This window comes from Rhodanobacter sp. FDAARGOS 1247, from assembly GCF_016889805.1.
Lineage (GTDB): Bacteria > Pseudomonadota > Gammaproteobacteria > Xanthomonadales > Rhodanobacteraceae > Rhodanobacter.
On record NZ_CP069535.1, the window covers coordinates 1,620,833 to 1,636,113 of the forward strand.

Consider the following 15,281-nt stretch of genomic DNA (forward strand, 5'->3'; position numbering starts at 1 on the left):
ATCCGGCGGACATCCGAATGCACATATCGGAGCAGGACTCGACGCAGGTGGCAGCCGATGCTGCGTCAGGCGAGAGTTTCCATGCCGCGTTGTCCGAGATCGGGCAGCTGCTGGTGCGTGCGCTGGAGCCGGCAGTCCTGTACGAGGCGGTGATCGAGGTCCTGCAGCGCCGGATCGGCGCGCGGCTGGTGATGGTGGGCGAACTGGACCACCGCAGCGGCTGGCTGCAGCGCATCGCGCCCGCCGACGTGGCTGCCGGGATGGCCGACATCTACCCCGAACGCATCCCGTTTTCGGCGGCGCAGCCCGCGTTCTGGCGCGGCGAGCCGCAACTTGAAGCCGACATCCGCCACAGCGAGGCCCTGCAGATGTTCCGGCCCGCCTACGCAAGGCACGAGGTGGGTGCCGCGCTGGCCGTGCCGGTGCTGAAGTTTGGCGAAGTCTGCGCAGCGCTGATGATACGGGCCGCGCACGCCGACTATTTCTCGCCGCGGATGATCGAGCTGCTGCAGCAGGCGGCGATCAGCATCGGGTTTGGTCTCGAAGCGCACGAGCAGCGCACGCGCCTGCTGCTTTCGGTGCAGGACGAGGCGCGCCAGCGGCGTGCGCTGCGCCTGCTCAGCGAGATGATCAAGCTGGTCACCCACAGCGAGAGCGAGCCGTCGCTGTTGTCCGGCGCCTGTCGCGTGCTGCGTGCCACCGGTGGTTACAGCGCTGCCTGGATCGGCCTGCTCGAAACCGGTGATCCGGGTCGTCTGTTGCAGCAGGCGCACGAAGGACTGGACGCCGGCCTGCTGCAGGACCTCCAGTCGAGCCCGCTCGATCGGACGCCTGCGGGCGCCATGGTGGCCAGGGCGCTTGCACTGGGTCAGCCCCAGTCGAGCCATCCGGGCATGGCGCAGTCCGGATTTGCAGACGTGCAGTCGCTGCTGGCCTTGCCGCTGCGGGTGGCCGGGGCGATTGCCGGTTGCCTGGTCGTCGGCGCGGCCACGGTGGATGCCTTCGGCGACATCGAGATCCAGGCCTTCGCCGAGATGGCGGTGGAGCTGGGGCTGGGTATCCAGGTGCAGCGCGCCCAGGCGGCCCGGCTGGCGGCGGAACAGGAACTGCGCTTCAGCCTGCAGTATTTCCGCACGGTGCTGTCCAACCAGCACGCCGGCATCCTGGTGGTGTCCGAGGACGACCGCGTGGGCTTTGCCAACGAGGCCTTCTGCACCCTGTTCGGCCTGCCCGAATCGCCTGCCGAGCTGGAGGGCAGGGCGGCGGACTGGCTCTACGCACGACTGCTTTCAACGTATGCCGATCCGGCATCCGCCGAACGGCGAATCGGCCAGATCCTGCAGCAGGACCTGCCCGTCAAGGGCGATGAAGTGACCATGGGCGACGGGCGCATCTTCCTGCGCGACTTCACCCCGGTGCGGGTCGGCGAGGTTGCCAGTGGACGCCTCTGGCATCACCGCGACATCACCCGGCAGAAGATGCACGAGGCACGCGTCGAGCGGCTGGCCTTCTACGACGTGGTGACCGGTTTGCCGAACCGTCGCCTGCTGTTCGAGCTGCTGGAACAGGCTCGTACCCGCGCCAGCACGCAAGGCAGCCTGCTGGCCGTGGGCGTGCTGGACCTGGATCGCTTCAAGAGCGTCAACGACACGATCGGCCATGGTGGCGGCGACCATGTGCTGGCGGAGGCCTCGGCGCGGGTCGTGGGCATGTTGCGCGAGGCGGACGTGCTGGCCCGCTTCGGCGGCGACGAGTTCGCCCTGGTCATCCCGGGGCTGGACAGCCGCGAGCAGCTCGACGTGATCAGCCGCTGCATCCTCCAGGTCCTGCGCGCGCCGTTCAACCTGATGGGCGAGCAACTGTACCTGTCGGCCAGCATCGGCTGGACCCTGTTCCCGCTGGACGAATCGGATGCCGAGGGCCTGGTGCGGCATGCCGACCTGGCGATGTACCAGGCCAAGGACGAGGGCAAGGATCGCGGCATGTTGTACGAGCCGGCGATGGAGCTCGAGCAGGTCCGCCTGCAGGCGATGCGCGAGCGGATCGCGCAGGCCCTGCAGCAGGGTCAGCTGCTGCTGCTGTTCCAGCCGATCGTCTACATCGACGGCCTGCCGGGCTTGCACGGCGTGGCCGGCATGGAAGCCCTGCTGCGACTGAGCGACAGCGATCCGCTGGTCGAGCCGGGCAATTTCATGCACGTGCTGGACGACCCGCAACTGGCCCGCCCGATCGGCCGCTACGTGCTGGAAGAGGCGCTGCGCTGCTGCCAGTCGTGGATCCGCGCGGGCGTTTCGATCCCGGTGTCGGTCAACATCAGTACCCGCCACCTGCTGCATCCGGCCTTCTTCACCGACATCGACGCCGTGCTGGAGAACTATCCTGACGTGATGGACGTGGGCTTCGGCATCGAGGTGACCGAGACCGGACCGAGCATGGACCACACCCGCGCCAAGGAAGTGATCGAGGAATGCCGCCGCCGCGGCATCCGCGTGGGCCTGGACGACTTCGGCACCGGCAGCGCCTCGCTGAGCCACATCCAGAAGCTCGACATCGAACACATCAAGCTGGACCAGAGCTTCGTGCGCGACATCATCAGCGACGACCGGAACATGGCGATCGCCGCGGGGGTGATCACCACGGCGCGCATGCTGGCCAAGGCGGTGATCGCCGAGGGCGTGGAAACGTCCGACCAGGGCGACCTGCTGGCCTCGCTCGGCTGCCATCAGTTGCAGGGCTTCTGGATATCCCGGCCGATGCCGGCCGCGCAGGTGCCGGGCTGGGTCGCCGGCTGGGTTCCGCCGGGTTCCTGGGGCAGCCTGGTGAACGAGCGCCAGTCGCTGCTGGCGAGCCAGCAGGGCATTGCGTGACGACGCCCGGTGGTATGCGTCGCTGACAGCCTCTAAGATCCGTCCCATCGACCGGGCGTGTCACATGTCCGGCAGGAGCCAAGCATGAAACCCATGGGCGCCCGGCAGGGCATCATCTCGCTGAAAATCAAGGATGCGGCGTCGCTGTACAACGCGTACATGCCCTTCCTCAAGCACGGCGGCCTGTTTGCGGCCACCGCGCAGTCCTATTCGCTGGGCGACGAGGTGGTCCTGCTGGTGACCCTGGCGGAGGAAACCGAGCGCATCTCGGTGGTCGGCAAGGTGGTCTGGGTCAGTCCGGTCGGCGCCCAGGGCAATCGGACTGCCGGCATCGGCATCCACTTCAACGAGTCGGGCGATGCGGAAGCCGCCCGCAGCCGGATCGAGAACATCCTGGCCGGCACCCTCAACTCCGAGCGCCCCACGCACACGATGTGATGCGTGGGCTTCGCCGCGTCCGTATTTCGTGACGGGGATGTGTGGTGCGGTTAGTCGGCACGCAATCAGCCGTCAAGGCTTGTTGTACCCCCTCGCACTGATACAATGGCGGGATTCGCGAATTCTTTTCGCGAGACGTCGGACGTCCATGGCAGCAACGCCTGCGGACGGGGCTGGAAAGCCCGGGGCCCCAGCGGCCTGCCGAATCGAAATCGCCGGACCGTGAGTTGCCCGATCACACCCACGGTCACTGATGCGCCCAGCGGCGCGGAGGTAAGTTGCATCGTGCTTGCCGAATACTGGCCTGTCCTGTTGTTCATCGGCGTCGCTGCCGGCCTTGGCGTGGTGCTGCTGGCCATTGGCCTGCTGGCAGGCCCGCGTCGTCCCGAGGCGGAGAAGCTGGCGCCGTACGAGTGCGGCTTCGAGGCGTTCGAGGACGCCCGCATGCGCTTCGACGTGCGCTACTACCTGCTTGCCATCCTGTTCATCATCTTCGATCTGGAAATCGCCTTCCTGTTTCCGTGGGCGGTGGTCTTCCAGCAGCTCGGCGTGATCGCGCTGATCGAGATGGGCCTGTTCCTGCTGTTGCTGGTCATCGGTTTCGCCTACGTGTGGAAGAAGGGAGCACTCGAATGGGAGTGATGGATTCCGTCAGCCGGGTGATGCACAACCCGGAGCCGTTGAACCTGGTCGACGACATCCTGCTGCCCGCCGGCGACAATCCGGTGGTGCAGCGTGGCTTCGCCACCACCAGCATCGACGCGCTGATGAACTGGGCACGCACCGGCTCGATGTGGCCGATGACGTTCGGCCTGGCCTGCTGCGCGGTGGAGATGATGCATGCCGGCATGTCGCGACTGGACCTGGACCGCTACGGCGTGATCTTCCGTCCCAGCCCGCGCCAGTCCGACGTGATGATCGTGGCCGGCACCCTGGTCAACAAGATGGCCCCGGCGCTGCGCAAGGTCTACGACCAGATGCCCGAGCCGAAGTGGGTGATCTCGATGGGCAGCTGCGCCAACGGCGGCGGCTATTACCACTACTCCTATTCCGTGGTGCGTGGTTGCGACCGCATCGTGCCGGTGGACATCTACGTGCCAGGCTGCCCGCCCACGGCCGAAGCGCTGATCCACGGCATCCTGCAGTTGCAGAAGAAGATCCGCCGCACCAGCACCATCGCGCGCTCTTGAGCGGCACATCCGAAGGCGCAGCCATGACCGATACCCCCAAGACCTCGCTGGCCACCCAGCTGATCGCGCGATTCGGCGACACGCTGAGCATCAGCACGGTTCGCAATGAAACCGTCGCCGAACTCGCAGCGGCCGATCTGATCGCCGTGGCCACCGCGCTGCGCGACGAGCCGGCGTTCCGCTTCAGCGAACTGATCGACCTGTGCGGCATCGACTATCTAGGCTACGGCCAGACCGAGTGGGATACCGATACCGTCTCCGGCACCGGCTTTTCCCGCGGCGTGGAAGGCGAAGCCCAGGGTCGCTTCGACTGGGCCGGACGTCCCCGCGGCGGAAGCCAGCCGCGCCGGTTTGCCGCGGTGATCCAGTTGCTCTCGCTCGAACACAACCGGCGCCTGCGACTGCGCGTGTTCTGCGCCGACGACAGCCTGCCGGTGGTGCCTTCGCTGACCCTGGTGTGGCCGGGCGTGAACTGGTTCGAGCGCGAGGCGTTCGACCTGTACGGCATCATCTTCGATGGCCATCCCGACCTGCGCCGCATCCTCACCGACTATGGCTTCGTCGGCCATCCGTTCCGCAAGGACTTCCCGCTGATCGGCAACGTCGAAGTGCGCTACGACCCGCTGCAGAAGCGGGTGATCTACGAGCCGGTGTCGATCGAACCGCGCGTGCTGGTTCCACGCACCATTCGCGACGATGCCGACCTGATGCAGGCCAAGGCCGAAGCCGCCGATCACTGGCGGGAGAATTGAGCATGCAAGAGATCCGCAACTACACGATGAATTTCGGCCCGCAGCATCCGGCCGCCCATGGCGTGCTGCGCCTGATCATGGAGATGGACGGCGAGACCATCGTCCGCGCCGATCCCCACGTGGGCCTGCTGCATCGCGGTACCGAGAAGCTGGCCGAGTCCAAGCCTTTCAACCAGTCGATCGGCTACATGGACCGGCTCGACTACGTGTCGATGATGTGCAACGAGCACGCCTACGTGCGCTCGATCGAGACCCTGCTGGGGATCGCGGCGCCGGAACGTGCGCAGTACATCCGCACCATGTTCGACGAGATCACCCGCATCCTGAACCACCTGATGTGGATCGGCTCGAACGCGCTCGACCTGGGCGCGATGGCGGTGATCCTGTACGCGTTCCGCGAACGCGAGGAACTGATGGACGTCTACGAGGCGGTGTCGGGCGCGCGCATGCACGCCACGTACTACCGCCCCGGCGGCGTCTACCGCGACCTGCCCGAGCAGATGTCGAAGTACCGCGAGTCGCCGTGGCACAAGGGCGCCGACCTGAAGCGCATCAACAGCTGGCGCGAAGGTTCGATGCTCGACTACCTCGAGGCGTTCACCGCCGACTTCCCGTCCAAGGTGGACGAGTACGAGGAACTGCTCACCACCAACCGCATCTGGAAGCAGCGCACCGTCGGCATCGGCGTGATCAGCCCGGAACTGGCCCAGCAATGGGGCATGACCGGCGCGATGCTGCGCGGCTCGGGCGTCGAGTGGGACCTGCGCAAGAAGCAGCCGTACGCGAAGTACGCCGAGATGGACTTCGACATCCCGGTCGGCGTCAACGGCGACTGCTACGACCGTTACCTGGTGCGCGTGGAAGAGATGCGCCAGTCGAACCGGATCATCCGGCAGTGCGTGCAGTGGCTGAAGGCCAACCCCGGCCCAGTGATGGTGAAGAACTTCAAGGTCGCCCCGCCGTCGCGGGTCGAGATGAAGGAGGACATGGAAGCCATGATCCATCACTTCAAGCTGTTCACCGAAGGCTATTGCGTGCCGGCCGGCGAAACCTATTGCGCGGTCGAGGCGCCCAAGGGCGAGTTCGGCTGCTACCTGGTTTCCGACGGCGCCAACAAGCCGTTCCGCGTGCACCTACGCGCACCGGGCTTCGCCCACCTGTCATCCATGGACACCATCGTGCGCGGCCACATGCTCGCCGACGTGGTGGCCATGATCGGTACCTATGACCTCGTGTTCGGCGAAGTGGATCGCTGAGCCGGCACGACGGAGAAACCCATGAAAGCCACCGGACATTTCGAGCAGGTCAGGAACGTCGACCCGTTCGCCGTACTCACCGAACACACCCGCCGGCACATCGATGCCTGGGCGGCCAAGTTCCCGCCGGACCGCAAGCGCTCGGCGCTGATCCAGGCGCTGTTTGGCGCGCAGGAGCAGAACCATGGCTACCTCACCGACGAGCTGATCACCGCGGTGGCCAAGTATCTCGAGCTGCCGGCGATCTGGGCGTACGAGGTGGCCAGCTTCTACTCGATGCTGGAAACCAGGCCGGTCGGCCGCAACAACGTGGCGATCTGCACCAACATCTCGTGCTGGCTCAACGGCGCGGAAGACCTGCTGCGCCACTGCGAGACCAAGCTCGGCATCAAGGCGGGCGAAAGCACGCCCGATGGCCGGATCTATCTGAAACTGGAAGAAGAATGCATCGCGGCGTGCGTGTACGCGCCGGCGATGACGGTGAACGGTCATTACCATGAGCGCCTGACCGTCGAGAAGATCGACGCGATCCTCGATGGCCTGAGCATGGATGGCCCTGCGCACGGCCACGACGCCGAGGGGAACCACTGATGGCTGTCGGACCCGCACCCCAGGACCACCAGGTCGTCTACACCACGCTGCATTTCGACAAGCCGTGGTCGATGGAAAGCTACGAGAAGGTCGATGGCTACAAGGCGTGGAAGAAGATCCTCGCCGAGAAGCCCGATCCGGCCTCGCTGGTCGACGAGATCAAGAAGAGCAGCCTGCGCGGCCGTGGCGGCGCGGGCTTCCCGACCGGCCTGAAGTGGTCCTTCATGCCCAAGGGCGACATGCAGAAGTACATCCTGTGCAACTCGGACGAGTCCGAGCCGGGCACGGCGAAGGACCGCGACATCCTGCGCTACAACCCGCATGCGGTGATCGAGGGCCTGGCCATCGCCTGCTATTGCACCGGTTCCACCGTGGCCTACAACTACCTGCGCGGCGAATTCCATCACGAGCCCTACGAGCACATCGAGGAGGCGCTGAAGGAAGCCTACGCCACCGGCCTGCTCGGCAAGAACGTGCAGGGCAGTGGCATCGACGTGGACATCTACAACGCGCTCGGCGCGGGCGCCTACATCTGCGGCGAAGAAACCGCGCTGATGGAATCGCTGGAAGGCAAGAAGGGCCAGCCGCGCTTCAAGCCGCCGTTCCCGGCCGGTTTCGGCCTGTATGGCAAGCCGACCACGATCAACAACACCGAGACCTACGCCTCGGTGCCGGCGATCCTGCGCAACGGCGCCGACTGGTTCCTCAATATCGGCAAGCCGAACAATGGCGGCCCGAAGATCTTTTCCGTCTCCGGCCACGTCAACAACCCCGGCAATTTCGAGATCCGCCTGGGCACGCCGTTCTCCGAGCTGCTGGCGATGGCCGGCGGCGTGCGCAACGGCCACAAGCTCAAGGCGGTGATCCCCGGCGGCTCGTCGATGAAGGTGCTGCCGGCCGAGATCATGCTCGACAGCACGATGGACTACGACTGTCTGCAGAAGGCCGGTTCGGGCCTGGGTTCCGGCGCGGTGATCGTGATGGACGAGACCACCTGCATGGTCAGGGTCTGCCACCGCATCTCGCGTTTCTACAAGGCCGAGTCGTGTGGCCAGTGCACGCCGTGCCGCGAGGGCACCGGCTGGATGCACCGGGTGCTGACCCGCATCGTCGAGGGCAGGGGCACCGAGGAAGACCTGCATCGGCTGAAGGCGATCGCCGGCCAGATCGAGGGCCACACCATCTGCGCATTCGGCGAAGCCGCCGCGTGGCCGGTGCAGGGCTTCCTGGCCCGCTTCTGGGATGAATTCGAATACTTCGTGCAGCACGGTCGCTCGATGGTCGAGGACAAGCTTGCACAAGCCAACTCTGGAGTTGCTGCATGAGTGCGCAGCTGACCGGCACCGCGCCGGACCTGATCAACATCGAGGTCGACGGCAAGCCGACACAGATCCGCAAGGGCGCGATGATCATCGAGGCGGCCGACGCGATCGGCGTTTCGATCCCGCGTTTCTGCTATCACCGCAAGCTGCCGATCGCCGCCAATTGCCGCATGTGCCTGGTCGACGTGGAGATGGGCGGCAAGCTGATGCCCAAGCCGCAGCCGGCGTGCGCCACCCCGGTGGCCGAAGGCATGAAGGTGATGACGCGCTCGGACAAGGCGCTGAAATTCCAGAAAGACGTGATGGAATTCCTGCTGATCAACCATCCGCTGGACTGCCCGGTCTGCGACCAGGGCGGCGAGTGCGAATTGCAGGACGTGGCGCTGGGCTATGGCCGCAGCGTGTCGCGCTACACCGAGCGCAAGCGCGCCGTGGCCGACGAGAACATCGGGCCGCTGGTCGCCACCGAGATGACCCGCTGCATTCACTGCACCCGCTGCGTGCGTTTCACCAGCGAGATTGCCGGTACGTACGAGCTGGGCGGCATGAATCGCAGCGAAGACCTGCAGATCGGCACCTATATCGGCAAGACGATCGAGACCGAACTGTCCGGCAACATCATCGATGTCTGCCCGGTTGGCGCGCTGACCAACAAGCCGTTCCAGTTCAAGGCGCGTGCCTGGGAGCTGGTCGCCAAGCCGTCCGTCGGCTACCACGATGCGCTGGGTTCCAACCTGTGGCTGCACGTGCGCCGTGGCGAGGTGCTGCGCACCGTGCCGCGCGACAACGAGGCGGTCAACGAATGCTGGTTGTCTGATCGTGATCGCTACAGCCACCAGGGCATGTATGCCGGCGACCGCATCGGCAAGCCGGAGATCAAGCGCAACGGCCAGTGGCAGGTGGTTGGCTGGGAAGAGGCGCTGGAATTTGCCGGCGAGGCACTGAAGAAGGCGCCGGGCAGCGAGCTGGGCATGCTGGTTCATCCGGCCAGCTCGAACGAGGAAGGCGATCTGCTGATGCGGCTGGCCCGCGGCCTGGGCAGCGCCCACGTCGATCATCGCCTGCGTCAGCTCGATTTCGCCGACAACGCCGTGGCGCGCCCGTTCGGCTTGCCGGTGGCGGAAGTTGGCCAGATCCGCGCAGCGTTGCTGGTCGGTTCGGACCTGCGCCACGAGATGCCGCTGCTGAACCACCGCGTGCACCAGGCGAGCAAGAAGGGCGCCAGGATCTACGCGATCAACCCGGCGCGTTTCGATTTCAATTACAAGCTGGCCGGTGAGGCGATCGTTGCCCCGTCAGCCCTGGTCGACGCCCTGCTGACGCTGGCCAGGGCGGCAGTCGCCGCGGGCGCTTCGGCGCCGGCGGCGCTGGCCGACGCCATTGCTGCGGCAGCGGGCGATGACGCCGGCAACGACACGATCGCGGCGCTGAAGTCGGGCCCGGCGGTGGTGATCCTGGGTGAAGCGGCAGTAACCCATCCGCAGGCGTCCTGGTTGCGTGCCATCGCCCGTTTCATTGCCGACGCCACGGGTGCCGGCTACGACGAGTTGCCGGTGGGCGCCAATGCAGTGGGCCTGGCCCAGCTCGGCGTGGTGCCGGGCAATGGCGGGCTGGACGCGCAGGCGATGCTGGCGCAGCCGCGCAAGAGCTATGTGTTGTACGGCGTCGAGCCGCCGCACGATTTCGCCGATGGCGCGGCGGCCCTGAACGCCTTGCGCGCGGCCGAGCAGGTGGTGGCGTTCAGCGCCTACGCCAGCCCGGCGCTGCGCGAGGTGGCCGACGTGATCCTGCCGATCGCCTTGCTGCCGGAAAGCGAGGCCACCCTGGTCAACGTCGACGGCCTGGCCCAGGGTGTGGCTGCCGGCGCGAAGGCACCGGGAGAGGCCCGGCCGGGCTGGAAGGTGCTGCGTGCGCTGGGCGGCGCGCTGCAACTGGCCGGCTTCGAATTCGACGATCTTGCCGGTCTGCGCGAAGGTATCGCCGGACGGGTGGTTTCCGGACGCCAGGGTCTGGCGGCGCGCGCCACGACGAGCGGCCTGAGCCGTCTGGCGACCTGGCCGATCTACCGCATGGATGCCGTGCTGCGTCGTGCCACGGCGCTGAATGCGCATCCGCTCAATCGTGCCCCGGCGGCGCGCATGAATGCCGCCGAGGCGACCCGCCAGGGCCTTGCCGCTGGCGACACCGTACGTGTGGCCGAGGCCTCGTTGCCGCTGGTGATCGATGCCGCCGTGCCCGATGGCGCGGTCTGGATCGAGGCTGCGCATGACCTCACCGCCACGCTGCCGCCGTATGGCGCGTCCATCACCCTGAGCAAGGCTTAAGCAGATGCTTGATCAACTCATCCATCAGCTCGTCGTGCCGATCCTGTACATCCTGGCGATCGTGTTGCCGCTGGTGCTCGCGGTGGCGATGTTCGTCTACTGGGAGCGCAAGGTTCTCGGCTGGATGCACGTGCGCATGGGACCGAACAAGATCGGCCCGTTCGGCGTGCTGCAGGCCTTCGCCGACGTGGTGAAACTGCTGATCAAGGAAGTGATCCTGCCGACCAAGGCGAACCGCTTCCTCTACTACATGGCGCCGATGATCGCGCTGGTGCCCGCGCTGGCGGTGTGGGCGGTGGTGCCGTTCAGCAGCTCGATGGTGCTGTCCAACGCGAACGCCGGCGTGCTGTACCTGCTGGCGATGACCTCGATGGGCGTGTACGGCATCATCATCGCCGGCTGGGCGTCCAACTCACGCTATGCGCTGCTCGGCGCGATGCGTTCGGCCGCGCAGGTGATCTCCTATGAGCTGGCGATGGGCCTGTGCCTGGTCTGCGTGCTGGTGCTGGCCGGTTCGCTGAACCTCACCGAGATCGTCAACGCGCAGGCCGGCAGCAAGGGCATCCTCGACTGGTTCTGGCTGCCGCTGCTGCCGGTGTTCGTGATCTATTTCATCTCCGGCGTGGCCGAGACCAATCGCGCCCCGTTCGACGTGGCCGAGGGCGAGTCGGAGATCGTGGCTGGCTTCCACGTGGAGTACTCCGGCTCGGCGTTCGCGCTGTTCTTCCTGGCCGAATACGCCAGCATGATCCTGGTCAGCTTCCTCGCCGCGATCCTGTTCATGGGCGGCTGGCTGTCGCCGTTCCCGGCCTCGTGGGGTTTCATCGGGCAGGGCGGGTTCCCGTGGCTGCTGCTCAAGGCCTTCCTGTTCTCCTTCATGTTCCTGTGGTTCCGCGCCACCTTCCCGCGCTATCGCTATGACCAGATCATGCGGCTGGGCTGGAAGGTGTTCATTCCCATCGCCATCGCGTGGGTTTTCGTGGCGGGCCTGATGAAGTACTACGGCCTGGTCAGCATCGGCACGGGGGCCTGAGGATCCAATGAATCGCATTTCCGCCTATTTCAAGAGCCTGCTGCTGATCGAGCTGCTGCAGGGCATGGCGCTGACCATGCGCTACATGTTCAAGCCCAAGTACACGATGCGCTACCCGATGGAGCACATCCCCAAGTCGAACCGCTTCCGCGGCCTGCACGCGCTGCGCCGCTACGCGAACGGCGAGGAGCGCTGCATTGCCTGCAAGCTGTGCGAGGCGGTGTGCCCGGCGCTGGCGATCACGATCGACTCGGCGCCCCGCGAGAGCGACGGCCAGCGTCGCACCACCCGCTACGAGATCGACCTGTTCAAGTGCATCTTCTGCGGCTTCTGCGAGGAAAGCTGCCCGGTGGACTCGATCGTCGAGACCTCGATCCACGAGTACCACTTCGAGAACCGCGGCGAGAACGTGGTGGACAAGCAGAAGCTGCTTGCCATCGGCGACCGCTTCGAACAGCAGATCGCCGCCGACCGCGCACAAGACGCGGCGTACCGCTGAGGCCCCCGATGAATCCCCAACTGCTTCAACTCATCTGCTTCTACGCCTTCGGCTTCGTCACCGTGGCCGCCGCGCTGTCGGTGATCACGCTGAAGAATTCGGTGCACGCGGTGCTGGCGCTGGTGCTGACCTTCTTCAGCGCCGCCTGCCTGTGGCTGCTGCTGGAGGCCGAGTTCCTTGCCCTGGCGCTGATCGTGGTCTACGTCGGCGCCGTGATGGTGCTGTTCCTGTTCGTGGTGATGATGCTCGACATCGACCAGGAGAAAATGCGCGAGGGCTTCGTGAAGTTCCTGCCGATCGGCCTGTTCGTGGCCGCGATCATGCTGGCGGAAATGCTGGGCCTGATCGGCGTGCGCGCGATGCAGGCGCACGTGATGGGCGCCGATCCGGCGGTGGCCGCCGGCGTGTCCAACACCGCCTGGCTGGGCCGCGCGCTGTACACGAGCTTCCTGCTGCCGTTCGAGATTGCGGCGCTGATCCTCACCGTGGGTATCATGGCCGCCGTGGCGCTGACTCTGCGCGAGCGTCGCGACGCCCGCTACGAGTCGGCCAGCCAGCAGGTCAGGGCGGACCCGAACCGTCGCGTGCGCATCGTGAAGATGGCCGCTGTCCGTCCCGACGAATCGACCGAATCACAGGAGCCGCAGCCATGATCACGCTTGCGCACTACATCGTGCTGGGCGCGGTGCTGTTCTGCATCGCCGTCGCCGGCCTGTTCATCAACCGCAAGAACGTGATCGTGCTGCTGATGTCGATCGAGTTGATGCTGCTTGCCGTGAACATGAACTTCGTGGCGTTCTCGCGCTTCCTCGGCGACGTGTCGGGGCAGGTGTTCGTGTTCTTCATCCTCACCGTGGCCGCGGCAGAAGCTGCCATCGGCCTGGCGATCCTGGTGCTGCTGTTCCGTACGCGCAGCACGATCAATATCGCCGACATCGACAGCATGAAGGGTTGATCCGATGCAGCTTTCAACATCCATCCTGCTGACGATTGCGCTGGCGCCGCTGGTCGGCTGCCTGCTGGCCGGCTTCTTCGCCCGCTTCATCGGCCGCGCCGGTTCGCACAGCGTGACCATCCTGGGTCTGCTGGTGTCCTGCGCGCTGTCGTTCTACGTCCTGTACCAGCTCACCCTGGGCGGCGCGGCCGAGTACAACCAGAACCTCTACACCTGGTTCCAGATCGGTCCGTTCAATGCCAGCGTCGGCTTCATGGTCGACCGCCTTACCGCGATGATGCTGGTGGTGGTGAGCTTCGTGTCGCTGCTGGTGCATGTCTACACCATCGGCTACATGCGCGACGATCCGGGCTATACCCGCTTCTTCAGCTACATCTCGCTGTTCACCTTCTCGATGTTCATGCTGGTCATGAGCAACAACTTCATGCAGCTGTTCTTCGGCTGGGAAGCGGTGGGCCTGGTGTCGTACCTGCTGATCGGCTTCTGGTACAAGCGGCCGACCGCGATCTTCGCCAACCTCAAGGCGTTCCTGGTCAACCGCGTGGGCGATTTCGGCTTCCTGCTGGGCATCGCCGCGGTGCTGTATTTCCTGGGCACGCTGGATTACGCCACCGCGTTCAACGCGGCGCCGGGGCTGGTCGGCAAGACCCTGCAGATCACCGCGCACACGCAGTGGGATGCGGCCACGGTGATCTGCATCTGCCTGTTCGTCGGCGCGATGGGCAAGTCGGCCCAGGTGCCGCTGCACGTGTGGCTGCCCGACTCGATGGAGGGCCCGACCCCGATCTCCGCGCTGATCCATGCGGCGACCATGGTCACCGCCGGCATCTTCATGGTGGCGCGCATGTCGCCGCTGTTCGAGCTGTCGTCGACGGCGCTGAGCTTCGTGCTGGTGATGGGCGCGACCACGGCGCTGTTCACCGGCTTGATCGGCATCGTGCAGAACGACATCAAGCGGGTGATCGCGTATTCCACGCTGTCGCAGCTGGGCTACATGACGGTGGCGCTGGGCGTGTCGATGTATTCGGGCGCGGTGTTCCACCTGATGACCCACGCGTTCTTCAAGGCGCTGCTGTTCCTGGGCGCCGGCTCGGTGATCATCGCGATGCACCACGAGCAGGACATGCGCTACATGGGCGGCCTGCGCAAGTACATGCCAATCACCTGGATCACCATGTGGATCGGTTCGCTGGCGCTGGTGGCGATTCCGTTCACCTCGGGCTTCTACTCCAAGGACGCGATCATCGAGGCGGTCGGCGAGTCGCATCGCTGGGGCGCGCATTACGCCTACTTCTGCGTGATGGCCGGTGCACTGGTGACGGGGCTGTACACGTTCCGCCAGATGTACCTGACCTTCCACGGCAAGGAGCGCTTCACCGTGGCCGACCATCACGGTCATGGCCACGACGGGCATGACGATCATGGCCATCACGAGCCGGGCGTGCTGGCGCATGCGCCGAAGGAGTCGCCGTGGGTGGTGACCCTGCCGCTGGTGCTGCTGGCCATTCCGTCGCTGCTGGTGGGCTTCTTCACGGTCGGCCCGATGCTGTTCGGCAACTGGTTCGGCAACGCGATCCACGTGGAAGAGGCCAACAACGTGCTGGCCGAACTCGGTCACGAGTTCCACGGTGCGGCGGCGATGGCCCTGCATGGCTTCACCCAGCTGCCGTTCCTGCTGGTGGTGATCGCGTTCGTGACGTGCACCTACATCTACCTGTTCAATCCCGCGCTGGCCGGCCGGATCAAGTCCGCGCTGAAGCCGCTGTGGACGGTGCTTGACCGCAAGTACTGGGTCGACAACGTGTACTTCGCGCTGTTCGCCCGCGGTGGCGTGATGCTGGGCCGGGTGTTCTGGAAGGCCGGCGAGACGGCGGTGATCGATGGCGCGATGGTCAATGGTTCGGTGGGCCTGGTGCACCGTATCGCTGCCACGGCGCGCCGGCTGCAGTCGGGTTACCTCTATCACTACGCGTTCGCGATGATTCTCGGCCTGATCCTGCTGCTTGGCGGGTACTGGTTCATCGGCTCCGTGCCGGTCGGGCAATAAGGGAAAC

14 protein-coding genes are annotated in these 15,281 nt (G+C 65.7%); all 14 read left to right on the forward strand.

Annotation, left to right across the window (positions count from 1 at the left end):
* Positions 1 to 17 precede the first annotated feature (17 nt).
* The 14 genes from I6J77_RS07380 to nuoL all read left to right on the forward strand — a co-directional run bounded on the left by I6J77_RS07380 (position 18) and on the right by nuoL (position 15,274).
* Positions 18 to 2,867 (forward strand): EAL domain-containing protein, encoded by a 2,850-nt coding sequence (locus I6J77_RS07380; RefSeq protein ID WP_204111132.1) that lies wholly within the window; start codon positions 18 to 20, stop codon positions 2,865 to 2,867.
* An 84-nt stretch (positions 2,868 to 2,951) separates the two neighbouring features.
* Positions 2,952 to 3,305 (forward strand): PilZ domain-containing protein, encoded by a 354-nt coding sequence (locus tag I6J77_RS07385; RefSeq protein WP_007805201.1) that lies wholly within the window; start codon positions 2,952 to 2,954, stop codon positions 3,303 to 3,305.
* A 285-nt stretch (positions 3,306 to 3,590) separates the two neighbouring features.
* The gene (locus I6J77_RS07390) at positions 3,591 to 3,947 is read left to right on the forward strand and encodes an NADH-quinone oxidoreductase subunit A (RefSeq protein WP_007805203.1); all 357 of its coding nucleotides are present in this window, start codon (positions 3,591 to 3,593) and stop codon (positions 3,945 to 3,947) included.
* Positions 3,938 to 4,495, forward strand: a complete 558-nt coding sequence (locus tag I6J77_RS07395) for an NADH-quinone oxidoreductase subunit B family protein (protein WP_007805204.1) — start codon at positions 3,938 to 3,940, stop codon at positions 4,493 to 4,495. The genes I6J77_RS07390 and I6J77_RS07395 overlap by 10 nt, the downstream gene beginning before the upstream one ends.
* A gap of 23 nt (positions 4,496 to 4,518) precedes the next feature.
* A complete protein-coding gene (locus I6J77_RS07400; protein WP_056718838.1) occupies positions 4,519 to 5,247 on the forward strand; it encodes an NADH-quinone oxidoreductase subunit C in 729 nt (242 codons plus the stop codon).
* A gap of 2 nt (positions 5,248 to 5,249) precedes the next feature.
* Positions 5,250 to 6,503: an NADH-quinone oxidoreductase subunit D gene (locus I6J77_RS07405; RefSeq protein WP_056718839.1), complete on the forward strand. Its 1,254-nt coding sequence runs from the start codon at positions 5,250 to 5,252 to the stop codon at positions 6,501 to 6,503.
* A gap of 21 nt (positions 6,504 to 6,524) precedes the next feature.
* On the forward strand, positions 6,525 to 7,094 hold the full coding sequence (nuoE, locus tag I6J77_RS07410) for an NADH-quinone oxidoreductase subunit NuoE (protein ID WP_007805207.1): 570 nt from the start codon (positions 6,525 to 6,527) through the stop codon (positions 7,092 to 7,094).
* Positions 7,094 to 8,419: an NADH-quinone oxidoreductase subunit NuoF gene (gene nuoF, locus I6J77_RS07415; protein ID WP_204111133.1), complete on the forward strand. Its 1,326-nt coding sequence runs from the start codon at positions 7,094 to 7,096 to the stop codon at positions 8,417 to 8,419. Before nuoE ends, nuoF begins: the two co-directional genes overlap by 1 nt.
* On the forward strand, positions 8,416 to 10,740 hold the full coding sequence (gene nuoG / locus I6J77_RS07420; protein ID WP_204111134.1) for an NADH-quinone oxidoreductase subunit NuoG: 2,325 nt from the start codon (positions 8,416 to 8,418) through the stop codon (positions 10,738 to 10,740). Before nuoF ends, nuoG begins: the two co-directional genes overlap by 4 nt.
* A 4-nt stretch (positions 10,741 to 10,744) precedes the next feature.
* Positions 10,745 to 11,773: an NADH-quinone oxidoreductase subunit NuoH gene (nuoH, locus tag I6J77_RS07425; protein WP_007805210.1), complete on the forward strand. Its 1,029-nt coding sequence runs from the start codon at positions 10,745 to 10,747 to the stop codon at positions 11,771 to 11,773.
* Positions 11,774 to 11,780: 7 nt separating this feature from the next.
* Entirely contained in the window at positions 11,781 to 12,272 is a 492-nt protein-coding gene (gene nuoI / locus I6J77_RS07430; protein ID WP_007805211.1) for an NADH-quinone oxidoreductase subunit NuoI, read from the forward strand.
* A gap of 8 nt (positions 12,273 to 12,280) precedes the next feature.
* On the forward strand, positions 12,281 to 12,925 hold the full coding sequence (locus I6J77_RS07435) for an NADH-quinone oxidoreductase subunit J (protein WP_204111135.1): 645 nt from the start codon (positions 12,281 to 12,283) through the stop codon (positions 12,923 to 12,925).
* Entirely contained in the window at positions 12,922 to 13,227 is a 306-nt protein-coding gene (nuoK, locus tag I6J77_RS07440) for an NADH-quinone oxidoreductase subunit NuoK (RefSeq protein WP_007805214.1), read from the forward strand. Before I6J77_RS07435 ends, nuoK begins: the two co-directional genes overlap by 4 nt.
* A gap of 4 nt (positions 13,228 to 13,231) precedes the next feature.
* The gene (gene nuoL, locus I6J77_RS07445) at positions 13,232 to 15,274 is read left to right on the forward strand and encodes an NADH-quinone oxidoreductase subunit L (protein WP_204111136.1); all 2,043 of its coding nucleotides are present in this window, start codon (positions 13,232 to 13,234) and stop codon (positions 15,272 to 15,274) included.
* The last annotated feature ends 7 nt before the right edge of the window (positions 15,275 to 15,281 follow it).